Source organism: Planomicrobium sp. CPCC 101079 (assembly GCF_007859275.1).
In the GTDB taxonomy this organism is placed as follows: Bacteria; Bacillota; Bacilli; order Bacillales_A; family Planococcaceae; genus Planococcus.
In genome coordinates this window covers 107,850-132,706 of sequence record NZ_VOHC01000011.1, presented here as the reverse complement: position 1 = coordinate 132,706, position 24,857 = coordinate 107,850, and the positions used below count along the sequence as shown (strand labels likewise).

22 protein-coding genes and 1 other annotated feature are annotated in these 24,857 nt (G+C 46.7%); of the genes, 3 read left to right on the top strand and 19 right to left on the bottom strand.

Translation table 11 applies throughout. The features are described 5' to 3' along the window. Nucleotides 1–10: 10 nt before the first annotated feature. The 8 genes from FQV28_RS05095 to FQV28_RS05060 all read right to left on the bottom strand — a co-directional run bounded on the left by FQV28_RS05095 (nucleotide 11) and on the right by FQV28_RS05060 (nucleotide 9,751). Nucleotides 11–484, bottom strand: coding sequence for a prepilin-type N-terminal cleavage/methylation domain-containing protein (locus FQV28_RS05095; RefSeq protein WP_146494494.1), 474 nt, complete (start codon nucleotides 482–484; stop codon nucleotides 11–13). Between the two features lie 125 nt (nucleotides 485–609). After that, nucleotides 610–1,821 (bottom strand): type II secretion system F family protein, encoded by a 1,212-nt coding sequence (locus FQV28_RS05090; protein ID WP_146494493.1) that lies wholly within the window; start codon nucleotides 1,819–1,821, stop codon nucleotides 610–612. 1 nt (nucleotide 1,822) lies between these two features. Beyond that, entirely contained in the window at nucleotides 1,823–2,863 is a 1,041-nt protein-coding gene (locus FQV28_RS05085) for a type IV pilus twitching motility protein PilT (protein WP_146494492.1), read from the bottom strand. Nucleotides 2,864–2,866: 3 nt separating this feature from the next. Next, nucleotides 2,867–4,525, bottom strand: coding sequence for a GspE/PulE family protein (locus tag FQV28_RS05080; RefSeq protein ID WP_146494491.1), 1,659 nt, complete (start codon nucleotides 4,523–4,525; stop codon nucleotides 2,867–2,869). A 23-nt stretch (nucleotides 4,526–4,548) separates the two neighbouring features. Then, nucleotides 4,549–5,970: a VanW family protein gene (locus FQV28_RS05075; RefSeq protein WP_146494490.1), complete on the bottom strand. Its 1,422-nt coding sequence runs from the start codon at nucleotides 5,968–5,970 to the stop codon at nucleotides 4,549–4,551. Then, nucleotides 5,963–6,361 (bottom strand): hypothetical protein, encoded by a 399-nt coding sequence (locus FQV28_RS05070; protein WP_146494489.1) that lies wholly within the window; start codon nucleotides 6,359–6,361, stop codon nucleotides 5,963–5,965. The genes FQV28_RS05075 and FQV28_RS05070 overlap by 8 nt, the downstream gene beginning before the upstream one ends. Before the next feature lie 443 nt (nucleotides 6,362–6,804). Next, nucleotides 6,805–8,508 carry a sensor domain-containing diguanylate cyclase gene (locus FQV28_RS05065; protein WP_146494488.1) on the bottom strand — a complete coding sequence of 568 codons (1,704 nt, stop codon included), beginning with the start codon at nucleotides 8,506–8,508 and terminating at the stop codon, nucleotides 6,805–6,807. A 49-nt stretch (nucleotides 8,509–8,557) separates the two neighbouring features. After that, nucleotides 8,558–9,751 (bottom strand): bifunctional folylpolyglutamate synthase/dihydrofolate synthase, encoded by a 1,194-nt coding sequence (locus FQV28_RS05060; RefSeq protein WP_146494487.1) that lies wholly within the window; start codon nucleotides 9,749–9,751, stop codon nucleotides 8,558–8,560. 71 nt (nucleotides 9,752–9,822) lie between these two features. Between FQV28_RS05060 and FQV28_RS05055 the strand changes: the two genes are divergently transcribed. The 3 genes from FQV28_RS05055 to FQV28_RS05045 all read left to right on the top strand — a co-directional run bounded on the left by FQV28_RS05055 (nucleotide 9,823) and on the right by FQV28_RS05045 (nucleotide 12,899). Further along, nucleotides 9,823–10,686: an ATP-grasp domain-containing protein gene (locus FQV28_RS05055; protein WP_146494486.1), complete on the top strand. Its 864-nt coding sequence runs from the start codon at nucleotides 9,823–9,825 to the stop codon at nucleotides 10,684–10,686. Then, nucleotides 10,683–11,474 carry an ATP-grasp domain-containing protein gene (locus tag FQV28_RS05050; RefSeq protein WP_146494485.1) on the top strand — a complete coding sequence of 264 codons (792 nt, stop codon included), beginning with the start codon at nucleotides 10,683–10,685 and terminating at the stop codon, nucleotides 11,472–11,474. The genes FQV28_RS05055 and FQV28_RS05050 overlap by 4 nt, the downstream gene beginning before the upstream one ends. A gap of 333 nt (nucleotides 11,475–11,807) precedes the next feature. Beyond that, nucleotides 11,808–12,899: an NAD(P)-dependent alcohol dehydrogenase gene (locus FQV28_RS05045; RefSeq protein ID WP_146494484.1), complete on the top strand. Its 1,092-nt coding sequence runs from the start codon at nucleotides 11,808–11,810 to the stop codon at nucleotides 12,897–12,899. A 45-nt stretch (nucleotides 12,900–12,944) separates the two neighbouring features. Here FQV28_RS05045 and FQV28_RS05040 read toward each other — a convergent pair whose 3' ends face one another. The 11 genes from FQV28_RS05040 to hemA all read right to left on the bottom strand — a co-directional run bounded on the left by FQV28_RS05040 (nucleotide 12,945) and on the right by hemA (nucleotide 24,849). Further along, on the bottom strand, nucleotides 12,945–13,259 hold the full coding sequence (locus tag FQV28_RS05040) for a DMT family transporter (protein ID WP_146494483.1): 315 nt from the start codon (nucleotides 13,257–13,259) through the stop codon (nucleotides 12,945–12,947). Beyond that, entirely contained in the window at nucleotides 13,260–13,601 is a 342-nt protein-coding gene (locus FQV28_RS05035) for a DMT family transporter (RefSeq protein ID WP_146494482.1), read from the bottom strand. A gap of 22 nt (nucleotides 13,602–13,623) precedes the next feature. Next, a complete protein-coding gene (locus tag FQV28_RS05030; protein WP_146494481.1) occupies nucleotides 13,624–14,205 on the bottom strand; it encodes a TetR/AcrR family transcriptional regulator in 582 nt (193 codons plus the stop codon). 241 nt (nucleotides 14,206–14,446) lie between these two features. Continuing rightward, nucleotides 14,447–17,083, bottom strand: coding sequence for a valine--tRNA ligase (locus FQV28_RS05025; protein WP_146494480.1), 2,637 nt, complete (start codon nucleotides 17,081–17,083; stop codon nucleotides 14,447–14,449). Nucleotides 17,084–17,181: 98 nt separating this feature from the next. Continuing rightward, nucleotides 17,182–17,406 (bottom strand) — a binding site (T-box leader). Between the two features lie 21 nt (nucleotides 17,407–17,427). Continuing rightward, nucleotides 17,428–18,477 (bottom strand): AbrB family transcriptional regulator, encoded by a 1,050-nt coding sequence (locus FQV28_RS05020; protein ID WP_146494479.1) that lies wholly within the window; start codon nucleotides 18,475–18,477, stop codon nucleotides 17,428–17,430. A 177-nt stretch (nucleotides 18,478–18,654) separates the two neighbouring features. Beyond that, on the bottom strand, nucleotides 18,655–19,941 hold the full coding sequence (gene hemL, locus FQV28_RS05015) for a glutamate-1-semialdehyde 2,1-aminomutase (protein ID WP_146494478.1): 1,287 nt from the start codon (nucleotides 19,939–19,941) through the stop codon (nucleotides 18,655–18,657). Then, on the bottom strand, nucleotides 19,942–20,922 hold the full coding sequence (hemB, locus tag FQV28_RS05010; RefSeq protein WP_146494477.1) for a porphobilinogen synthase: 981 nt from the start codon (nucleotides 20,920–20,922) through the stop codon (nucleotides 19,942–19,944). It lies immediately after the preceding gene. Further along, complete coding sequence (locus tag FQV28_RS05005) at nucleotides 20,915–21,619, bottom strand: uroporphyrinogen-III synthase (protein WP_146494476.1); 705 nt, start codon at nucleotides 21,617–21,619, stop codon at nucleotides 20,915–20,917. Before FQV28_RS05005 ends, hemB begins: the two co-directional genes overlap by 8 nt. Beyond that, entirely contained in the window at nucleotides 21,612–22,541 is a 930-nt protein-coding gene (hemC, locus tag FQV28_RS05000) for a hydroxymethylbilane synthase (RefSeq protein ID WP_146494475.1), read from the bottom strand. The genes FQV28_RS05005 and hemC overlap by 8 nt, the downstream gene beginning before the upstream one ends. Before the next feature lie 18 nt (nucleotides 22,542–22,559). Beyond that, entirely contained in the window at nucleotides 22,560–23,390 is an 831-nt protein-coding gene (gene ccsA / locus FQV28_RS04995; protein ID WP_146494474.1) for a cytochrome c biogenesis protein CcsA, read from the bottom strand. 85 nt (nucleotides 23,391–23,475) lie between these two features. After that, a complete protein-coding gene (gene hemA / locus FQV28_RS04990) occupies nucleotides 23,476–24,849 on the bottom strand; it encodes a glutamyl-tRNA reductase (protein WP_146494473.1) in 1,374 nt (457 codons plus the stop codon). Nucleotides 24,850–24,857: the final 8 nt, after the last annotated feature.

The following is a 24,857-nucleotide window of genomic DNA, read 5'->3' as shown; positions in this document are numbered from 1 at the left end:
AATTTTTCTTTTAAATTTCTTTATTATCGTTAGAACTTCCTTTTCTATTATCGTCGTTAATTTGCTTGACGGTTGCATTAGAGAAAGTAAGTGTTTTAGAACCGGAATATTTAATTGCTGAAGTTGTAAGTTGTAATGCATTATCAGTTCCAGTACCGCGCGTTATTGTAGCAGTAGTTGGAATTTCTCCTTCACTTTCAAGAAAACCTTCAGTTTTTAACATTGCTACAGTTAAATCTGGAGCAGTAACATTCTGACCTGTTGGTTGTGGACCTTGAGGGTTTTCAGTGTAATAAAGTTGTGCAGCATTTAAAACATTCGTAGCATCCGACTTAACAGCACTATAACGGCTGTTCTCAATAATATTCCCAATCGCCGGAATTGCGATTGCTGCGATGATTGCGATGATTACGATTACGGCTAAAAGCTCGATCAACGTCATCCCTTTTTGGTCTTTCAATTTGTTCTGAATGAACTTTTTCATTCTCATTTCCTCCTGTTATTTTCTATTTTTTTAGTACTTCTTGAGCACAAGCTAATTATATCAATAGTCACGAATTAAGCAATAGAGAAATCATCAAAAATTATTAATATTTTGTATAGTTTTCCCTACAAATTGTCTATGTTTTGGAACATCTCGAACATCGGCAACATAATAGAAAGGACTATAGTCCCAACTAATGCAGCCAATAAAACAATCATTAAAGGCTCTATCAACGCCTTCAATCGGTCAGTTTCCGCTTCCACTTCTTTTTCGTAGAATTCGGCCACTTTTATGAGCATATGGTCTAAAGAACCAGTTTGTTCCCCGATGGAAATCATATGGGGAATGAGAGGCGGAAACGCCCAATGGTTGCGCATCGGTTCCGTCAATGATCCTCCGCGCTCCAGGGAATCACGGGAAGCGAGCACCACTTTTGACATGACTTCGTTGCCGACGACTTTTTCGACCATCGTCATCGCCTGCAAAATTGGGACTGAGCTGGAAAACAGCGAACTCAATGTCCGCGTCAGCCGGGCGAGCGCCGATTTTTTCAAGATCTTGCCAAATATCGGCATGCGCAAAAGCATCGTATCCAAGGCCAGTTTGCCTTTTTCATTGCGCTTCATCGCCCAGACGCAAACAATCAGTAAAATAACGAGCAGGACGAGCACATACCAATATTTGACCGTCCAATTGCTGGCCAGCATGACCACCTGGGTCAGCAGCGGCAGTTCCCCGCCAAAGCCCGCGAACATGTCGACGAACATCGGAACGATCGTCGCCAGCAAAAAAATCACTACCCCGATGGCCAGGAAACCCACCACCAACGGGTAAGACATGGCAGAGATGACTTTTTGCCGCGTCTGGTATGCTTTCTCGTAATGATCGGCCAACCGGTCCAGCGATTCGTCGATATTACCGGACATTTCCCCCGCTTTGATCAAGTTGACGGTCAAAGGTTCAAAGATCTTCGGGTGCTTGGCGAGCGAATCCGACAGCGCATTCCCTTTTCGCAATTCATCTTCGACCGTAGCCAGCACTTTGCTCAATGCCCTCGATTCGACTTGCTGGGACAAGATGCGGATAGTATCGACAATGGTCACGCCGGAACGCATCAACGTCGAAAATTGGCGCAGGAACATGATGAACTGGTCCCGCTTTACCGGGTTGCCGATGGAAATTTCTTTTTGGAGAACCGTTGTTTCAATTTCCCGGATTTCAATCACTTTAATGCCTTCGTCACGCAATTTCAGGATGGCTTCCCGCCGGTTGTCCGCGGTCATCATGCCGGTCCTGATTTTTTTTGTGTCCCGACCTTCGTATTTGAAACGTGCCACGTTATCCTTCTCCTTTCAGGAAAGGGTGCGCGGTTTGGCGGGTGATTTTCCCGCTTGTCAATAACTCTTGCACCGATGTCGACATCATATGCATGCCGCCTGCCCGGTTTGTCAGAATGACGTTCGGGATTTGGTGCACTTTTTCCGTACGGATCAAATTGGCGATCGCCGTGTTGTTGATCATGACTTCTGTTGCCGCTACCCGCCCTTTGCCATCAGCTGTTGGAAGGAGACGCTGTGAGACGACCGCTTTTAAGACACCGCCAAGCTGCGTCCGGATCTGCGCTTGCTGGCCGGCCGGAAACACGTCGATGATCCGCTCAATGGTAGATGCGGCGCTTGAAGTATGGAGCGTCGCCATTACCAAATGCCCCGTTTCAGCTGCCGTGATGGCCGTCGTGATCGTTTCCAGATCACGCATTTCCCCCACCAGAATCACATCCGGGTCTTGCCGCAAAGCAGCGCGCAGCCCATTGGCGAATGAGTTGGTGTCAAATCCGATTTCGCGCTGATTGATGATCGATGAACCGTGCCGATGCAAGTATTCAATCGGATCTTCAAGCGTGATAATATGTTTGGTCATCGTTTCATTGATGTGGCGGATCATAGCCGCAAGCGTTGTCGATTTCCCGGAACCTGTCGGCCCAGTCACCAAAATCAGCCCTTGGTGGGTTTCGGCGAGCGTTTTTAAGTTTTGCGGCATTTTTAGTTGGTCGATGGTTGGAACACCGGCTGAAATGGTCCGGAATGCATGGGACACCGAACCTCGCTGCTGGAACGAGTTGACTCGATAACGGGCAACTCCCGGCAGCGAGTAGGAATAATCCATCTCGCCTTTTAACTGGAACATTTCCCATGCTTTCTCGGGAATCAGCGCTTTGCTGATTTCTTTTGTCTGGTCAGGCGTAACAATCTTGTCGCCATAGCGCCGAAGTTCCCCGTTCATCCGGAAGACCGGCGGGATGCCGGCTGTTAAGTGGACATCCGAAACATCCAAATTATAAGCTGCTGTTAAGATTTCATTGATATAGGTTTTCGGCATAAGCTAATCCATCATGGCAACACGCAGAACTTCTTCCGTCGTTGTCATGCCCTCCTTCACTTTTAATAGGCCGTCATCAATCAGGAAAATTGTTTTGTTTTTCACCGCAACTTCCCGGATTTCAGCCGCTGAACCGTTGCGGTTGATGATGTCTTTGATTTCTTCGTTGACGACTAACACCTCATGGATGGCCATCCGGCCCCGGTATCCGGTCATATTGCATTGTGAGCAGCCTCTGCCACGGGCAATGGTTTCGATAGCCAGTCCTCTTTTAGCAAAAATATGTTTTTCTCGATCAGTTGCAGCATGCACTTCGCGGCAATCCCGGCAAACTTTGCGGATCAGCCGCTGTGCGACAACAGCATTTAAAGAAGCCGTTACAAGAAACGGCTCGATGCCCATGTCCATCAAGCGGGTGATCGAAGCGATCGAGTCATTTGTATGAATGGTGCTCAACACCAAATGGCCGGTCAAGGACGCCCGGATGGAGATATCCGCCGTTTCTTTGTCGCGGATTTCGCCGACCATGACGATGTCGGGATCTTGGCGCAGGATGGAGCGAAGCCCGACCGCGAACGTCAATCCGACATTCGTATTCACTTGAATCTGGTTTATGCCTTCAAGCTGGTACTCGACCGGATCTTCTACGGTGATGATGTTCACTTCTTCGTTATTCAATTTGTTCAATGCAGCATAAAGCGTCGACGATTTTCCGGAACCGGTCGGCCCGGAAATCAAAATGATGCCATTCGGTTTGTCGATTTCCGCCATAAACCGCTCCATATTCAAGTCCGAGAACCCAAGTTTTGAGATATCCGTCAAATTGGCGCTTAAATCAAGAATCCGCATAACGATTTTTTCCCCGTAAACAGTAGGCAGCGAGGAAACGCGCAGGTCAATAGGCCTGAAATCAACAGTCGTCTTGATCCGTCCATCCTGCGGAATCCGGTTTTCCGTAATGTCCAAATTCGACAAAATTTTAATCCGCGCTGTGATCATGCCTTGCATCGCTTTCGGCAAAACACGCTCAGTCCGAAGGGCCCCGTCAATGCGATAGCGAACCAGCACGCGGTTTTCCTGCGGGTCTATGTGGACATCACTCGCTTTCAAACTGACTGCATTCGAAAGAATCTGGCTGACCAAACGGACAATCGGCGCATCCAAATCTCCCATATCTTCTTGCTGTTCTTGCTGCGTTTCAGGCATATTCCCAATCAGCTCATCATAAGATTCTTCATCATAATATTTGGCGATCGTTTTCGTCACATCTTCTTTTGACGCGATGGCCGGTTGAATCTGAAATCCGGTTGTCAGCCGAAGATCGTCAATGGTGATAAAATCCATCGGGTTGGTCATGGCGATAAACAGTTTATCGCCTTCAATTTTCAATGGCACCAATTGGTTGCGTTTCGCCATTTCCTTTGGCACCATATTGAACAGATTTTTGTCAAAAGGATAGCGGAATAGCGACACATGCGGTATTCCCAACTGCATTTCAAGTGTTTCAATCAGCTGCTGTTCGGTGATCAGACCGCGCTGCAGCAAGGCATCCCCTATTTTTTGATTCGCTGTTTTGTTCTGTAATGTCTCGTTTAAGTCTTCTGCTGTTATTAGTCCATGTTCGACTAGAATATCGCCTAATCGTTTACGTATCTTTGCCAATCGTCATTCCTCCTCAAAACCGATTAAGGATGGACCAGATTTCCACCTTTATCGTATACTGGTTCACTTGGCTCCAAGCTGTCTTCTGAGTCAGGATTTGTGCTGCCGTCTTGGCCTTCAGCCGCATCTTCTTCGGCCGTTGAACTTGTGGAGCCCGCTGAATCCTCGTTAGAGCTTTCAGTTGATGAGTCCACAGGCGTTTGCTCCCCTTCTGTTGCTGCCGCTTCTTCTGCCGTGCTCCCGGCAGCCGGTATTTCAGCTGTGCCGGTTACAGTTCCCGCAGCCGCCGGAACGCTTTCTGGCAAGGCAACGGCTAACGGATGAAGTTCCACTCGGTTTACCGGCGGATAAAAATCAGTTGAAACGGTTTCGATTTCCAGTTCTTTTCCTTCTGACACAATTGATCGAAGCACTTGAATCCGGATTCCTTCACTGCCTTCTTCTTCTACCGCTTTGCCGCTTGAAACGAATGCGCTGTATTGCTTGATCAAACGGGGTTTTACAGTTTCTTTGCTGCCGGTTTGAAGGGCATATTCATAAACCAATGGAAATCCGGTCAATGTTACAGCCAATGAATTTCCTTCAAATGCTGCATTTAGCGTGAATGAGCTTGCGTTTGGATTTGTAAATACCAAGTCTATTCCAAGTGAGCGATTAATGGCCGCTTCTTGTCCGATCGGCACCGTTTGGGGCACCGCCGTTCCGATGCTGCGTTCTTCTACGGAAAAATTCGTTTTTAGCACCGCTGTATAAATGGCTGAAGCAATTTCGGTCAATTCCCCATCTGTAACTTCCGCCAGTTGCAGTTCGCTGATAAAGTCTAAAAAGGAGAATTTTGTGCCCGGAGCGATTTGGATTTCATCAATCGCTTCTACAATTGCCGCCGCGCCGTCGCTTTTCGGCTGAAGAGGGAAAACCACTTCAGCTATCGCCGAACGGTCTATGCCGAGCGAATCGTCACTGATGGTCACATGGGTTTGAGCAATGCCCGATTGAAGGGCTTGTTCTAATTTGGATGTGATTTTTTCAACTTCTGAAGCTGAAAATTCAGCCACTGGAAATTGCTCAGCTAAAAAAGCAGCTGTCGTAGCTTCTTCCAACTGAAAGATAAAACTGTTTTGCATGCCTGACTGAGCTTGGCCAGCAGTTTCTTCCAGTAAAACCTCAGCGTTTTCCAACGGATAATTGGCTGTTGCGTCTTGATAGGTCACAGACAACTCAGCTGTTTCACGCCATGCTTCCGCCGTTTCCGAAACTTTAGCCATTGCGCTTGCAACTTCCATTTTTGATACGTTCGTTGTGCCGATATATGTATGGTCACCGAATTCTTTGGCCGGGAATATCCAATGGTCCACTGCCGCCGCGCCTGCATTTGCAACACCGAACAAAAGCAGCGCTATAGAGATAATAGATATAAAAGCCGTCCCAAAAACCTTATTATCCAACTTCTTGTTCCTCCCTAACCGCGCTGATTGTCTGCATGCCAAACTGTTTGCCCGCTGCTTGTTCTAAAACCGGTTTTTTTATCGGTTCAAGCGGACGGGATTGGCCCATGTTATTCTTGGCTCTTCGCTCTTCAATCATTTGCTGTTTTTTTTGTTTTTCTCTTTCGATCACTTTTGCATAGCCCATTGCCGCGATAAGCGAAATCGCCAGGATCCCTAACAACGACAGATGCAGCGGCAAAACAGTTTGCATAAAAATGCCGGCAGCCGCCGCTATAACTGCTCCGCTGCTGACAAACAAGTTTCTTTTTTTCCCGTCTCCCCTTGTTAAGAAATAAGAACTCGCTGCCACAATAGCCGCGATGGCAATAAAACAAAGAATGCGCACCATTTGTAATTCCTCCCTGATTCTAAAAAATATTTCATTGTTGTCCAGTCGTTTCAAGGTTCTTTTTACTGCATTTGACCTTCCTTATTAAATGTAAAATAAAGTAATTCAGGCAGTAAAACAATCCCACTTCTATAGTTATAATACAAGATAAAAGTGATAAATAATAGACGGTCCAGAAAATTAATTTAATGCTTTTTTACTAATCTAATCTACTTTCAACTATGGGATTTTATCAGGCAAATAAAAATAAAATGCCATACATAACAGTAAATTCCGTGGAATGGCCCTTTCATTTGAGCCTTCTAACCTACTAAATGAAAGGTTTAATTTAAAAAAGAAAATAGATAGCATCAGAGGTTTTAAAACAATTCTGCCTTCTTGTATAATATTGACCGCAAAAAGAGCAGGAAGAAATGGCATCCGCCTTTTCTTCCCGCTCTTTTTTATTTGGCATATGCAGCCACTTTATTGCGCCCGGCTTGCTTCGCCCCGATATACAATGCTCTGTCCGCATTTCGGATAAGCGCCATGCCATCGTCGCTGTCTTCTGGAGCGGTCGACACCCCGATGCTTAATGTGATTTGTATTTTTTGAAGCTTCCGTTCCGAGTCAAGGTCGCTGATGATTTCAAACGGATGGCTTTCAATCCGTTTCCGCAAGTTTTCCGCGAACAACAATGCCAAGTCTTTGCCGTAGTTCGGCAGCAACACAACAAACTCTTCCCCGCCGTATCTGGCACATGTTCCTTCTTCGCCCACTTCTTCTTCGATGATGCGCGCGAGCTGGACCAAGATATCATTGCCGCTTTGATGGCCGTATTGGTCGTTGATGCCTTTGAACCGGTCAATGTCCATCATAACGAGCGACAGCTTATTGAGCTCCCCGTCAGTGATTTTCTTCATGCTTTTTTCCAGCTTTGCATCGAGATAGCGATAATTATACAGTTTCGTCAATCCGCACCGTTCACTGATTGCAATCGCCCGCTCGACATAACTTGCTTTCTCTAAGGAAACCGCAAAGTATGTGCTAAGAATATCCAATATTTGGAGTTGGCGAGAAGTAAATGCGTATTTTTGGCGAGACCCTAAAATCAAGACCCCTTCTGTTTTGTTGTTCCGGGCGATCGGCACTGCCATGATGCTTTCAGAATCGATTGGCAGATGGCCCGTGACGATGTCTTTCCACTCGGATTTGCGATTGTAGATTATTGCTTTGTTCGTGGTGACCACTTTGCCGCCCACCCCTTGGTTATAGCGGACTGGCGGCACGCTGTTCTTGAGCAATTCGTTGTTTTCGAACATCCTGAGCATCTGCAATTGATTGTCCCGATAGTCTAACACATAGGCGTAATCCGCTTTGAACAGATCTGCCACCTGCAAGACAAATTGGTCAAGCACTTCATCAGTAGAAAGGCGTGCAGCCAGCTGATGCCCGATTTCCCCAGCTTTTTTCAAATCGATGTTAATTTTTTCGGAGCTGTTATACAGTTTCATAATCGCAGTCATGATGAAAAAGGGAATGCCGAGAAGCAGTAGGGCCGGTATGCCGATATAGGACTCGGAGATATAAATGGCCAGCGCATATGGGAATACCAACAAGGTGATGGCAAAATCCCAGATAACGTCGATAGAGAAAAACTTCGGGTTGGCTCCGACTGATTTGTCGTAAAAATAAAAAATCAGTTGATTGGCTAGGAAAGAAACAAACTGAAAGATAAAGCCATACGCCAAGATGTGGGTGAGCTGCAGCGAACCCACTTGGCCGCCCGCTGCATAAAATGCAATCCCTGCTAAAAGAGAAGCTGCATAAAACATCAGGGAATTGAAAGGAATGCGGAATGATAACGGTTCGGCAGTCCGGCTCCTCAATGTAACAATCAATACAGTTAACTGTGAAAAAAGAATTTCTGCAAAAATCCCGTATTTTAAAAATACAGCGACCGTTGCCCACTGAACCAAATAAGCGGATGACCCGTTGATATTCATCGGCATTAAACAAGCTACAACAAAAAACAAGACATAAGCCAATAAATTCCAAGCATTCATCTCTGGAGGTGGATAGGTGTGATAAACGAAAAATAAACTTACTGGAACGATTGATATCCATAGAGACCAAAGAACTACTTTTCTTTTGGTTGAAATCGGCACGGCATCTTCCCCTTTATAGATGATCGCTCATTTAGCATGTCAAAACCTATCAAGAATGAGGATATAAGTTTTGAAAAGTAGGAATGTCTCTTTCACGCAAGCTTGACAATAAATAGAGCGAACCTGTGACTATTGTCACTTCTTTTTCTTCTCTTTCAGGTAATATATCATACATGTTCTGAATTGTCTTTATTTTACTTTTACTTTCATCAAATAAAGTTTTTGCCGGAAGTGCCCGTTCATTAGTAAAATCGATGAACGTAAAACGGTCACTCACTTGTTCAAGTTGACGTAATATATTTATATAGTCTTTATCTTTTAATATCCCTAAAACAATATGAATGGTTTTGCCGGGATATGTGTCTTTGATCGTTTCCACAAGAGCTTGGATGCTTGCCGAATTATGCGCCCCATCAAAAATCACATTCGGATAAATTTCTTCAAAGCGGTTTGGAATTACTGCGTTGGCAAGCCCAGCTTCTGCTTTTGCTTCGTCGTAGCCAAGCCCCAACAGCTCTTTTGCAGCTTCTGCAGCGAGCGCGGCGTTGTGGAGCTGATGCTTGCCCTTTAGTTTCAATTCCACTTGCAGCGGTTTTTTCGGTTCAATAACTTCAGCGTGCATGGCATTTGCAGTTTCGATTACTCTGCTCTTTGCTTGTTCAAGCAGATTGCCGATGACAACCGGCCGCCATTTTTTGATGATTCCCGCTTTATGCCAGGCAATGTCCCCAATTGTCTCGCCCAAAAACCCCATGTGGTCGAGCGCGATGGATGGAATGATAGAAACTTCCGGTGTGATGACATTCGTGCTGTCAAAACGCCCGCCCATTCCTGCTTCAATGATTGTGATATCCGAAGCATTTTTTTCGAACGCCAAAAAAGCCGCCGCTGTCAGCAATTCAAATTCAGTGAGCGGCGTCTTAATTTCAGCTAGCCTTTCCATGGCATTGTCCATTTCCGTTTCGGAAATCGGCGTCCCGTTTAATTGGATTTGGTCGTGGACATCATTTATAGCCGGCGAGAAAAAACTGTTGACAGTCAAACCATGTGCACGCAATATTCCGGCCAATAGAACAGCGGTCGACCCTTTGCCGTTGGTTCCGGCAATATGGACGAATTTTCCGGATTGGTGCGGATTGTCCAGTTCTTCAAGTGCGGATTTTATAGAGGCCAAACCGGGTATAATTTCTGAACTAGTTTTAATTTTCCATTTAGAGGTATAATTATTGAATCCTTTTATCATCGGGCACCTTCTTTCCAGCATGAAACATGTTACACTTTATAGCATAATTATAGCATGAAGGTGGAGTAGAAATGACAACATGTTGGGTTATTTACAACGGCAGCCTGGTCTCTGATAAGTTCGCGGACCAGGCCAGGCTTGTGGCTGAAGCAGCTGGACGCGCAGGTGTGGCTGCCAAACTGATGAAAAATTATGAAACGATGATGGATCTGTCATCGGAGGTGGAGCTGCCTGATTTTGCCGTTTTGCTCGACAAAGACATATTGCTCGGCTATTTTCTGAAAAGCCGCGGCGTACCGGTTTACAACGATCCATCGATCATAGACCTTTGTGACAATAAGGCCACCCAATATATCCGCTTGGCTTCCCTCGGCTTGCCAATGCCAAAAACCATTATCGCCCCGAAAGTGTATCCCAACTTTTCCATACTGGGATCCGGCTATTTCGAGCGTGTCATTGAAGAATTGGATTTTCCGATGATCGTAAAAGAAGGACACGGTTCTTTTGGCATGAAAGTCTATTTGATCGAAAACGAAGCCGCTTTTCACCAGAAAGTTGAAGAGCTGCGCGGCGTTGATTTTGTTTTCCAGGAATTTATCCAGTCGAGCCGGGGCCGTGATATCCGCGTGAATATCGTTGGCGGTAAAATCGTGGCTGCGATGTACCGGCATTCTGAAACGGATTTCCGGGCGAACATCACAAACGGCGGTCAAGCTTCCCCTGTCAGCTTGACCGAGCCACAAAAAGAATTGGCTTTAAAAGCTGCTGATGCGGTTGGTGCGGTTTTTGCCGGAGTTGATTTGCTTTTTGGCGCTGATGAAGAGCCGCTTGTTTGCGAAGTGAATGCTGCTGCGCATATCCGCAATATCATGAATGTCACGGGAGTTAACGTAGCAGATGCGATGATTGCTTACATTCTGGAGGATTTGAAATGATCCTGTTATATGAGGCGGAGGATGCCAAGCGCAATTCGGGTTTTATCGAAGAGCTGCAGAAGTTCGGTGAATTCAAGCTGGTGGAGTGGGATGACTGGTCGCAAGACGGTCTGGTGAAACTAACCGCTCAACTTGCAGACACGCTTGTGGTGTTTCGCTGCAGACGACCAGATGCAGCGCGCGTTTTGGAAGACTTCGGCATCCACTTGGTAAATCGGGCAGAAGTCAACCGCATTGCGAATGACAAATGGCAGGCGTACCAGTTGTTCCTGATGCTAGGTGTCCCTGTTATCCCGACCTATCGCGATACTGCTGGATTTCCATGTGTTGTGAAAACCGTTGACGGCCATGGCGGCGTTGAAGTGGAAGTGGTGGAATCACACGCTGATCTCCCCCGTTTTAAATCGGAAGTCGTTTTCCAGCCGCTTGTCCCTCACGAAGCCGATGTGCGGGTTTACGTGGTTGGCAATGAAATCGTTGGAGCAGTGAAACGCAGTTCAATCGTTTCGTTCAAAATGAATTATTCGCTTGGCGGGTCGGCTGAAAAATATACCGTGACAGCAGCTCAAGAAAAAGACGTTTTGCGCATTGCACGAGCGCTCAACAGCGACTACGTCGGCATCGATTTCTTGCTGCTGCCGGATGGCCGGCATTTGTTCAATGAAATTGAAGACCCTGTCGGCGCCCGCTCGTTTTACAAAACGCATGAAGAGAACATTGCGGAATTGCTGGTGCGTCATTTAAAGGAAATCGAGAATCAGTCTCCATTTCGAGAAAAAGATCTATGAACGGGCAGTTCGCTTCGGCGGACTGCTTCTTTTTCATGTTGTAATGGGGATAAGTTCTGCAGAAAATGCGGTAATGCTTGTAGAAAACGAATCAGCTCCTGTAGAAACTTGATTTGTTCATGAAAGACTTGAAAAACTTCATGAAGCAAATATTTCCAGCCAATAAAGATTCACGCTCCGCCCAAGAAGCCAATGCTTAAACACCTAAATTCATTGAACAACCAGATTTTATTTATATATATTTTTTTATCATTTAACGACTTGTTTCAATAAGGCATACTCCCTTCTCTATCCGGGTACTCCATTACAAGAAACCAATTTAGGAGGGATTAAATGAAAATTCAAGCTGCAGTTACACATGCTTTAGGTGAAGATTTCAAATTTGAAGAAGTTGAGCTGGCTGAGCCAAAAGCGCATGAAGTGCTGGTCAAGATTGTCGCATCAGGCGTATGCCATACAGACGCGGTCGCACGGGATTTAGGCTTGTCACCGTTTCCCGTTGTTCTTGGACATGAAGGGTCAGGAATCGTCCAAAAAATTGGTTCAGCGGTGACGACGATCCAAGAAGGCGATCATGTGGTTTTGTCGTTTGCTTACTGCGGACATTGCGAGAATTGTTTAACTGGCCATCCCACCGTTTGCTTGAACTTCAATGATTTAAACTTTGGAGGAAAGATGCAAGACGGGACCAACCGGCTTCATCAGCACGATCATGCGGTTTCAACGTTCTTTGGGCAATCGTCATTCGGAACGTTCGCGGTCACCAATGAACGAAACATCGTCAAAGTGGATAAGGATGTGGACTTAGCGCTGCTCGGACCGCTTGGATGCGGCATACAGACAGGCGCCGGGACGGTATTGAACCGCGTTAAGCCGGAGTTCGGTTCTTCGATCGCAATTTTCGGCAGTGGAGCTGTCGGGCTGAGTGCGGTAATGGCGGCGAAAATTGCCGGCTGCCTTAATATCATTGCGGTTGACATCCACGACAACCGCTTGGAACTTGCAAAAGAATTGGGAGCAACCCATACGTTAAACGGAAAGAATGTTGATGTTGTAAAAGAAATCAAAGAAATTACAGCTGGCGGCACCCATTATGCGGTGGAGACGACAGGCGTCCCTCCTGTTGTTAAACAGGCCATCCACTCGCTTCGCCCGCTCGGAAGCTGTGCAATTGTTGGCGTAACGCCGGAAATGACGTTCGATGTCCACAATGACATCATGGCTGAAGGCAAAACGGTAATGGGCGTCATTGAAGGCGACTCGATTCCACAAGTCTTTATACCGCAGCTGGTGGCTTATTTTAAACGCGGCATGTTCCCGTTTGATAAGCTGACCAAAGTTTATGACTTTGAACAAATCAACGAAGCGTTCGAGGATTCGAAAAACGGAACGACAATCAAGCCGATCGTTAAAATAGCAGAATGAAAAAACGCTCCTGATTGGATCAGGAGCGTTTTCTATTACCCATTATCAAGATGTCAGTTTAAGCCCGACCACACCAGCCAGTATCATGCTGATGAACAGGAGCCGTTTCCAGTCTTTTGATTCGCCGTAGACGAACATGCCAATGAGCGTTCCGCCCACTGTCCCGATGCCGGTCCAGACCGCATAGGAAACGCCCATCGGCAAGGTTTTCATCGCCAATGACAGCAAGCTGAAACTAATGACAAAGCCTCCGACTAATACAACATAAGACTGCACTGTTTTGTATTTGACGACCCGGTTCATCCCGATGACTCCAAGCACTTCGAAACAGCCCGCTAAAATCAGGTATACCCAAGCCATTTAAATCGCCTCTTCTTTCTTGTCAGGATCCGCAGTGACCAGTTTCAAACCGATGACTCCTGCCAACAGCAGCCCGATAAACAACAGTTTACTCCAACTGAACGATTCGCCGAAAATTACCGTTTCTACCAGGACTGTCCCTGCTGTCCCAATTCCGGTGAACACTGCGTAAGCTGTTGCCACCGGAACTTTTTCCAGCGCTTTCAACAGCACCACAAACGATATATAAATAAGCACGGCGATGCCTAACCATGTAATTAGATTTGAAGCATGCTTTAAACCGGTCGCCCATAAGATCTCAATAATACCTGCAACGATTACAAGCATCCAATGTAAGTTCATGTTCTTTCCCTCGCAATTTTCTTTAGTCTTTCGATACTCCACGCCAATAAAAATGCCAAGACGCATCCAATCTCTTTTCCAAACGCTTAGGCCCACCGTAGAGCATTTCCACAAAAACGCTGTCCAATACACCCAAAAAAGCGACAGTTGCCTGTTCCGCATCGATTGCCGGATCCAAATTTTTTGCTTCTACTGCATCTCTTATGATCGGTACAAGCAATTTCTCCAGTTCATCCAAATATGTATACACTTTCTCCATGATTTTGTCATAGAGGTGAGCCGGTGGAAAAAAAGAAATCCGCAGCCAAAATTTAGTGTCGGTGTTTCTCTCAAAACGCTCTTTCTGATGCAAAAGAAATTGATACAAAAACTCCTCGATCGGCAATGTTTTATATTGGCCAATAAATTCTCGGGTGGACTCCCATTCATTTTCCGCGGCATCGCTAAACACTTGCAGAAAAAGTTCGTCTTTTCCTTTGAAGTAAGTGTAAATGGACTGTTTTTTGATGCCTACATCTTCCGCGATATGCGCTAATGAAGTGCCGTCAAAACCATGTGATGCAAACCGGTTTTGCGCCGCTTTTTTTAATTGGTCCAGTGTCATGCCTCTCATCCTTCCGAACGTTCGTAAGTCAACTATAGCAAGTGTACGATCCTTTGTCAATTTTTTGTGTTTCCAAAAGTGAAAGGCTTTTCCCATGTAGAAATACCGAATATGCCGATTAAAAGTTCTTCAACACATCTTTAAAATTGTTTGGTCTGTGCAAAACCGAAAAACTTCATGAAAAAGATTTTTCCACCCATAAAAAAACCCGCTTTCCTTCCCTGGAAAGCGGGTCCAACTTTTATAATGCCTTTAATTCTTCCATGCGTTTTTCGACTGTGGAATGCTTCTCCAAATAGTCGGCTTCTTTTTTGCGTTCTTCGGCTACTACCGCTTCCGGCGCTTTGGAAACAAAGCGTTCGTTCGACAGCTTGCCTTGAACAAGTTTCACTTCTTTTGCCCACTTTTCGAGTTCTTTCGATAAACGCGCAAGTTCCGCGTCAACATCGATCAAGCCTTCAAGCGGCATGAAGAGTTCTGCTCCGGAGACAACCGCCGACATCGATTTTTCTGGCGCTTCGATGTTTTGGGCGATCGTCAGCGTTTCCGGGTTGCAGAAGCGCTCGATATAGGCAGCATTCGCTTCAAGAACAGCGTGCGTATTGGCGTCTTTCGCCAGAATCGTCAATGGCACTTTTTTGCTCATCGGCGACTGTACTTCTGCGCGGATCGTGCGAACCGAACGGATGATGTCCACCAACAGCTTCATGTTTGTCGACTCTTCTTGGTTCGACAGCGACTCGTCCACCGTCGGCCAAGCTGCTACCGTAATGGATTCGCCTTGATGCGGCAAGTTCTGCCAGATTTCTTCTGTGATGAACGGCATGAACGGATGCAGCAAGCGCATTGTATTATCTAAAACGTATGCAAGAACCGAACGCGTCATTTTCTTCGCGTCTTCGTCTTCGCCGTATAACGGCAGCTTCGCCATCTCGATGTACCAGTCACAGAAATCATCCCAGATAAAGTTGTAAAGCAGGCGGCCCACTTCACCGAACTCGTAGCGTTCAGCAAGGCTTGTTACTTGCTCGATTGTTTCATTAAGGCGAGTCAAGATCCATGAATCGGCTACCGAACGTTTGCCGGAGAGGTCGATTTGGTCATAAGCCATGCCTTCCATGTTCATCAATGCAAAGCGTGAAGCGTTCCAGATTTTATTGGCAAAGTTCCAAACACTTTCTACTTTTTCCATCGAGAAGCGAAGGTCTTGGCCTGGAGATGAGGCAGTTGCCAGGAAGTAACGCAGCGAATCCGCTCCGTACTGTTCGATTACATCCATCGGGTCAACGCCGTTTCCGAGCGACTTCGACATTTTGCGCCCTTCCGCATCGCGTACCAAGCCATGGATCAATACATCGTTGAACGGTTTTTCTCCGGTAAATTCAAGTGCCTGGAAAATCATGCGCGATACCCAGAAATTGATGATGTCGTAGCCGGTTACAAGCGCGTCTGTCGGATAATAGCGTTTCAGCTCTTCGTTGTCCGCATCCGGCCAGCCGAGCGTTGAGAACGGCCATAGGGCTGATGAGAACCACGTATCCAAAACGTCTTCGTCCTGTGTCCAATTTTCTGCATCTTCCGGCGCGGTCCGGCCTACGTAGATTTCACCTGTTTCGTTGTGGTACCAAGCAGGAATCTGATGGCCCCACCACAATTGGCGTGAAATGCACCAGTCGCGGATGTTTTCCATCCAGTGAAGGTATGTTTTCTCAAAGCGTTCCGGTACGAAATTTACGCCGTCTTCGCCTTTTTGCAGTTTCACCGATTCAGCAGCTAGCGGCTGCATATCAACAAACCATTGGGTTGAAAGGTATGGTTCTACTACCGCTCCGCTGCGTTCCGAATGGCCAACCGAATGCAAATGCTCTTCGATCTTGAAAAGAACACCCATCTCTTTCAAGTCTTTAACGATTTCCTTGCGGCATTCGAAGCGGTCGAGCCCTTCGTATTTGCCGGCGTTTTCGTTCATGGTGCCGTCTTCGTGCATAACCAACACGCGCTCCAAGTTGTGGCGATTGCCGATTTCAAAGTCGTTCGGGTCGTGCGCCGGCGTGATTTTTACCGCGCCGCTTCCGAATTCCATGTCCACGTAATCATCAGCGACAATCTGCATTTCGCGGCCGATTATCGGAAGCGTAACCGTTTTGCCGATCAAGTGCTGGTAGCGCTCGTCTTTCGGGTGAACCGCAACCGCTGTATCTCCGAGCATCGTTTCCGGACGCGTCGTCGCAACTTCGATGTGGCCAGAGCCGTCCGAGAGCGGATAACGCATGTGGTAAAACGCGCCTTGTACGTCTTTATAGATAACTTCGATATCGGAAATCGCCGTTTTCGTCGCCGGATCCCAGTTGATGATGTATTTGCCGCGGTAGATGAGTTTTTTCTCGTATAACCGTACAAAAACTTCCTGTACCGCATCGGACAAGCCTTGATCGAGCGTAAAACGCTCACGCGAGTAGTCTAGGCCAAGGCCAAGTTTCGACCATTGCTGGCGGATAAAGTTTGCATATTCCTCTTTCCACTTCCACGATTCTTCTAGGAACGCCTCGCGTCCCAAATCATAGCGGGATTTTCCTTCTTCACGAAGTTTCCCTTCTACTTTCGCTTGCGTTGCAATACCGGCATGGTCCATGCCCGGCAGCCATAAAGCGTCATAGCCCTGCATGCGCTTCATGCGAGTCAAGATGTCTTGAAGCGTTGTATCCCAAGCGTGCCCTAAATGCAGCTTGCCGGTAACGTTCGGCGGCGGAATCACAATGGTATATGGTTTTTTGCCGCTGTTGGGCTGGGCTTCAAAAAACTTGCCTTCGAGCCACCACTCATAGCGGCCTTTTTCAATTGCTTGCGGGTCATACTTGGTCGACATTTGTTCAGTCATTGAAAATTCCTCCTTTTTGTTAGTGGTTTGCGACGCTAATATCTGTTTTACTAGGTGATAATGCCTAGTTCGACCAAATAAAAAAACTCCTGTCGTCTTTAAAGGACGAAGGAGTTTGTTCGCGGTACCACCTTTATACACAGACCTAAAAAAGCATCTGGCTCTCAAGTTCGATAACGGATTTCACATCCGGTTTCCGCTACTCGCATTTCACGGAAACTGCTCAGAGGTGACATTCAAATGCTTGTCCATGAAAGCCTTTCACCAAGCGGCCTTCTCTCTAAAATGTACGCACATTCTACTATCCTCTTCAACGCATCGATATATAATTAGGTTTATTGTACTCAATGTTTGGTTTTTGCGTCAAGTTTTTTTACCACAAATGCAATAATTGGCGAAGCCAATAGCAAAATGAAAAATAACCGGAACAAATGAAAACTGGTGATGAGTGCAACATCCCCACCAGAAGCCAGCGCCGTAATCGCCATTTCCGCCATGCCCCCAGGTGCAGCACTTAAAAAGAAATCCAAAAAGATGTATTCCGGCAGCAAGACTGCCAATAAATAAGCGATGAGCACCGAAAAGCCGATGAGCAGCACATTATTGACAATTATCGCCATGCCCATGCGCACATTCATTTTCTCCCGAATTTGCTCCATTTGCAGGCCGAGATTAGCGCCGATAAATACCTGTGCAAGCGCCACAAGCCAATTTGGCAATTCCACTAAATGATTGCCGGTAAACGACTGGACCAGCGCCATCGTAAAAATAGGAGCCAATACTTCAGCTGCCGGAAACCGCACTTTCTTCATGATCCAAAAAATAAGCAGCCCCACTCCAATGGCGCCGATAAATGGCTGCCAGGAAAAGACGAACGTATCCGGGACCAATTCGCCGGCCTCTCTCCCGGCAAGAAAAACTGCCAGAAATGGCACGATTGAGATGACCATGAAAATACGAACTGTCTGCATCATCGTTACGACCGTAACATTTGCCGACTCTACTTCCTCCGCAATAACGACCATCTGCGACAAACCACCAGGGATGGAACCAAGCAAGCTCGTCGCCAAGCTCTCATTCGCCATCCGCTGGAACAATAGACCAAGCCCCAAGGAAAGCCCTACAATTGCAAACGTCATAAACGCCATATATGGCAAATCAAGCCACATAAGCGCCACCGTATCTCGGGTGAAAGATGAACCGATTTGGACGCCGAGCAAAACCAGGCCTGCCGTCCGCAAAATTTTCGGCCAATACAATTCGGTTTTTGTAAATTGATTTAGCAGCAATAAAACGAACATCGGCCCAAGCAGCCAAGGCAAAAACATGCCCACTTCGTAGAAAAGCCAGCCTGCTGCAAATGCTATTACTGCCGTTTTTAAAAATAGTTTCAAGATAAGTACCAACTTTCGTTTTGCGAAATAACCCTATAAAATCATATTACATGAAATAGGGATTTATATCAGCTAATCGATATTTCAGGTTGAGTAGAATGAATTCGCTATGATCGCTTGCCCGAAAAAGAAAAAACCGGAATGTCTGCTAGAGACATTCCGGCGATTCTTATTTTATTAACGTGCCAATTTTGCGAAGACTGTATGGAAAGCTTCGACGGTTTTGGCGATGTGCTCTTCTGTATGGGCTGTCGATAAGAACATGCCCTCGAATTGGGAAGGCGGCAGGAAAATGCCTTCTTCCGCCATCAAGCGGTAGTAATCGGCAAACAGTGCTGTGTCAGATGTTTTGGCTGTTTCAAAATTGATGACAGGTTCGTTAGTAAAGAAGAAACCGATCATCGAGCCCGCACGGTTAACCGTGTGCGGGATGTTGTATTTCTCAGCCGCCTCGCGGAAGCCTTTTTCCAGCTGATCGCCGCGTTCAACAAACGTTTCATACGAGCTTTCATCTAAACGGGACAACGTTTCAAAACCGGCCGTCATAGCAAGCGGATTGCCCGATAGCGTGCCTGCCTGGTAAATCGAACCGCTCGGTGCCACGTGCTCCATGATTTCGCGTTTTCCGCCGAAAGCACCAACTGGAAGTCCGCCGCCGATCACTTTGCCGAGGCAAGTCATATCCGGCGTAACACCGAAATGGCCTTGAGCGCAGTTATAGCCAACGCGGAATCCGGTCATTACTTCATCAAAGATCAATACCGTGCCGTTTTCGGTCGTCAAGTTGCGCAGCTCCTGCAAGAAGCCAGGCTGCGGAGGAACAACGCCCATATTGCCGGCAACCGGTTCGACGATGACCGCTGCAATATCGTCGCCGAATTCCTTGAATGCCAAACGGATGCTTTCCAAATCGTTGTAAGGAACCGTGATGGTGTTTTTCGCTACCGATTCCGGAACACCTGGTGAATCCGGCAAACCAAGTGTCGCAACACCTGAACCGGCTTTGATCAGAAGACTATCGGCATGGCCGTGGTAGCAGCCTTCGAATTTCAAGATTTTGCTGCGGCCGGTATAGCCTCTTGCTACACGCAGCGCGCTCATAGTCGCTTCCGTACCGGAAGAAACCATGCGGACCATTTCAATCGACGGCACGCGTTCCATCACGAGTTTAGCCAATTCGTTTTCAAGCAAAGTAGGTGCGCCGAATGAAGTGCCGGATACCGCCACTTCCTGGATCGCTTTGACCACTTCAGGATGCGAATGGCCAAGGATCAGCGGACCCCAAGACAACACATAATCGATATATGTATTGCCATCAATGTCGGTAATGGTGGCGCCGCTGCCGGAAGCCATAAAAATCGGGTCCATATTGACCGATTTGAATGCGCGTACCGGAGAGTTCACGCCGCCTGGCATTAATGTTTTCGCTTCAGTGAATGCTGCAATCGATTTTTCATAGCCCATTTATTTCTCCTCCAACCAGCGTGCGGCATCTTTTGCGTGATAAGTCATGACGATATCTGCACCTGCGCGTTTCATGCTCAATAGCGTTTCAAGAACCATTCTCTTCTCATCTACCCAGCCATTGATCGCTGCAGCTTTGACCATAGCGTATTCGCCGGACACGTTATAAGCGACGATCGGCAAGTCGTAGTTGTCGCGGACTTCACGGATAATATCCAAATAAGAAAGGGCTGGTTTCACGATCATGAAGTCTGCGCCTTCTTCGATATCCGAAGCTGCTTCACGAAGAGCTTCCAAGCGGTTCGCTGGATCCATTTGGTAAGTTTTGCGGTCGCCGAATTGCGGTGTTGAATGGGCAGCTTCGCGGAACGGACCGTAATAAGCTGATGCGTATTTGACGCCATAACTCATGATGGGCACATTTTCAAAGCCAGCTTGGTCAAGGCCGAAGCGGATCGCTGCTACGAAACCGTCCATCATATTCGACGGTGCGATAATGTCAGCTCCAGCTTTCGCTTGCGATACAGCTGTACGAGCTAGCAGATCAAGAGATTCATCGTTCAAAATCACGCCGTTTTCAATCACGCCGCAGTGGCCATGGTCTGTATACTGGCAAAGGCAAGTATCTGCAATGACGACCAAGTCGGGATGGCGGTCTTTTGCAAAACGGATCGCTTCTTGAGTGATGCCGTGGTCATGATAAGCTTGTGAGCCGACTGCATCTTTTTCATTCGGCACGCCGAAGAAAATAACGGAAGGAATGCCGAGTGACACGACTTCATCCAATTCTTCCCCTAAACGGTCCAACGAATAATGGTAAACCCCTGGCATAGAAGAAATTTCTTCTTTGATATTCTCGCCTTCTACGACAAATAGCGGGTAAATGAAATCTTCTTTGTGCAAGCTTGTTTCACGGACCATCGAGCGAAGATTTGCAGATCCGCGCAGACGGCGGTGGCGGTTGAAATTCAATTCATTCATTAAAACAACTTCCCTTCACAATTTCGTTAAGTGCATCTAATATTGTATATTTCTCAGGAATAAAATCGACCTGGCCTCCGGTTTTCAGGATAGCATCCCGGGTGACATGTCCGATTGCGGCTACTTTGATGCCTTGCCAATCCCCTCCAGCTTCCCGGTATGCCGAGACAGCAGAAGGGCTGGCAAAAAGGACAGCGGCGTTTTTCATGGCCGCCAGTTTTTTGGCATTGCCAATATTCAAAGTCGTTTCATAGATAACCCATTCATCTACCGGAATCGGCATGGAGGCAATTGTATTTTTGGCAAGTGATCCTTTGATGAACAAACAACGATCCTGGCCTGCCTGTTCTGGAAATTCTTCCACAAACCGGTCAGCGCTGTAGACACTCGGCATAAAGTCGACCTGATAGCCATTTTCTCTCAGCACTTCGGCCGTTTTTTCCCCAACGGCTGCAATTTTACGCTTGACCGGAACATCGAGCAAACAAAACGCTTCTGCGCTGTTGCGGCTTGTAAAAATAAGCCAGTCGTAAGCATCAAAATCCGGCAGTTCCGACTGGCGGACCACCGTTTTGATGAGTGGCAAATAGACCGCATTCCCGCCTAATTCACCGACCCTTTCCATCGCTTCCACCGGTTTTTTGGAGCCCGTAAAAACAACGGTTTCTCCCCGCAGCGGAAAATTCTGATCAGACATGGTTCTCGGCTTTAACTTTTTGGATCAAGTCATAACCGCCTTGTGAACTGATGCGTTCCGCGACAATCCGGCCTGCTTCGATCGGGTCACGTCCAACGATGGATTCTTTGTACACTTCAAGCGAATCAGGGGAAGAGATCAAACCGGTAAATGAAATATCGCCATTTGCTACTGTTGCATAGCCGGCAATCGGCACTTGGCAGCTGCCGTCCATGTCTCTTAAGAATTTTCGTTCTGCTGTTACGGCAAGTGCAGTGTTTTCGTCATTGACTTTCGCCAGTTCTGCAAGCAATTCCACATCGTCTTCACGGCATTCGATGGCAAGTGCGCCTTGGCCGATCGCCGGCAGGCATTCTTCCACATCCATGAATTCCGTTACGATATTGTCATCCCACCCCATGCGCTTCAAACCGGCAGCGGCCAAAATAATAGCATCAAAATCGCCAGACTTCAACTTGTCCAAGCGGGTGTCGATATTTCCGCGGATCCACTGGATATCCAGGTCCGGACGCAACAAGAGCAATTGAGAACTGCGGCGCAAGGAACTTGTTCCGACAACCGCGCCCACAGGAAGGTCCAAAAATTTAACGTGGTTGTTTGAAATGAACGCATCGCGGGGATCTTCACGCTCAGGAATACAGCCGATGACCAAACCTTCCGGCAAAACGGATGGCATGTCTTTCATGCTGTGTACAGCAAAGTCGATTTCGTTATCATATAACGCTTGTTCAATTTCTTTGACGAACAGCCCTTTGCCTCCGACTTTTGAAAGTGTCACATCAACAATGCGGTCGCCTTTGGTAACGATTTCTTTGATTTCAAACTCAAATGGCGCTCCGGCTGCTTTCAATTTATCAATAAACTGTCCCGTTTGCGTCAATGCCAACTTGCTTCTTCTTGAACCTACAATAATTTTTCTCAAAATAAATCCTACCTTTCCCTAATACCAAAAATGAAAATCTGATAGCCGGCTTCCTAAAAAGAAATTGACCAGCAACAATAAAAACGCATAAATATGGGCTCTCGCGTAGTTCATGCCATTCAGCGAGCCGCCTCTATGGCGGAACAATACCCAACTGTAGACAACCAGCAAGACGAACGAGCCGACGATTTTCAAGTCGAGCAGCGAAAATTCAGCGAGCGAGATATAAGCCCATTGAAGACCGAGAATGAGCGAGACGAACAACAGCGAAATCCCGACCAATATGGAGATGGTCATGCCTTGCTCGGTCTGGCCAAGTGACGGCATATTGCTTAGCTGTTTGGTCCATTTCTTCTTTTTCAACAGCCTGTAGAGGATCATATGCAACGCCGAAAAGACGAACGATAGCGACAAAGCCGCATATGACAGGATCGCAAACGTGATATGGATCAAAAGCAATTCCGATACCAGTGCTTCCCCTATCGGCGAACGTTCGATCTGCACCGGCGCAAACGTATGGATGGTCATAAAAATAAAACCGATAATGTTAATGAAGAAAACCGCAAAATCAAATTTGTAAAAAATGCGCAAGACAATCGACAAGGTCACGAGCAGCCAGGCATAAAAATAAATGCCTTCAAACAAAGTCAGAATCGGAAACCTTTGTGTTTCGATAATGTAAAACACAAGGAAGACCGTCTGCATGATCCAAACGACGCCAAGCAGCACCATGGCGATCCGGCTCGCCTTTTTCTCTTTATATAAATAATCGATAAAGTAAAAAACAAGGCTGACTGCGTATAGAACAACCATAGCTTCGTGCAGCCTTGCCATTGTTATGTCAGCCATCCTATTCCCCTTCGTTTCCATAGTTAAAGGCGTTCCCGTCTCTACATTTTAACATATAGATTCGAAAACGCCTCTGTTAGAAAGCTTAAAATGAATATCTGGGAGTTTCTTGTGCAGACTGTTTTTTCTCTTCAGCAGCTGCTTCAGCTTTCAACTGGACAGCTTTTGTTTGTTTCTCAAGTTCAGCTTCGACCTCATCTTCAATACCAAAGATTTGCTGGAACAGTTCCAGCTGCTCACGGGATTTTGGCGCACCGGCCATTTCCTTCGCTTGCAGAATCGGGTCTTTTAGCAATTGGTTGATAATTGATTTGGTATGCTTGTTCAAGATTTTCTTTTCACGGTCTGTCAAATCCGGCATTTTGTTTTCAATGCTTGCCATTGTCTCTTCCTGGATCGTCAACGCTTTTTTGCGAAGCGCGGAAATCACAGGAACCACACCAAGTGTTGTCAGCCAGTCGTTGAACTGGATCGCTTCCTGGCTGATCATAGCCGAGATTTCATTTGCGGCGCGTTCACGTTCAGCCAAGTTGGCTTCAACGATTCCTTGCATATCATCGATGTCATACAAAAATACATTTGCCAAATCGCCGACACGCGGGTCGATATCGCGCGGCACCGCGATGTCCACCATGAACAACGGTTTGCCTTTGCGAATTTTTTCGATGTGCTGCATCAATTCAAGATCGATGACAAAATCAGTTGCGCCCGTTGATGAAATCAAAATGTCAGCATCCAATAATGCACATTGCAGTTCTCTCATTGATTTGGCTTGGCCGCCAAATTTATCTGCTAAGGTTTCAGCTTTTTCAAAAGTACGGTTAATGACCGTCACTTGATCGGCTCCGCTTCCCTGCAAATTCTTGATCGCAAGTTCGCCCATTTTGCCTGCGCCTAAAATAACGACATGCTTGTTTTTCAGCGTGCCGAAAATTTTCTTCCCAAGTTCAACCGCTGCATACGAAACCGACACGGCGTTTTCACCAATTGCTGTCTCCGAATGCGCTTTTTTCGAGAGCGTAATCGCCTGCTTGAACAATTGGTTGAACACTGTACCGGTCGTGCCATTTTCCTGGCCAGCAAGAAAACTGTTTCTGACCTGTCCAAGGATTTGGGTTTCGCCAAGCACCATGGAATCAATGCCAGCTGTCACACGGAATAAATGCTCAACCGCCTCGTCTTTTTCGTGCACAAATAAATACTGAGAAAATGCTTCTTGGGGAATATCAAACCAATTCGCCAAGAATTGCTTCACATAATAACGCCCGGTGTGAAGCTGGTCGACGACCGCATAAATCTCAGTCCGGTTGCACGTCGAAACGATAACATTTTCCAGTATGCTTTTTTGTTCTTTTAGCGCTTGCATCGCATTCGGGAGTTCGGTTTCAATAAACGAAAGCTTTTCCCGGATTTCTACTGGTGCAGAGCGATAGTTTACCCCAACTACTAGTGTATGCATGGGTCAAA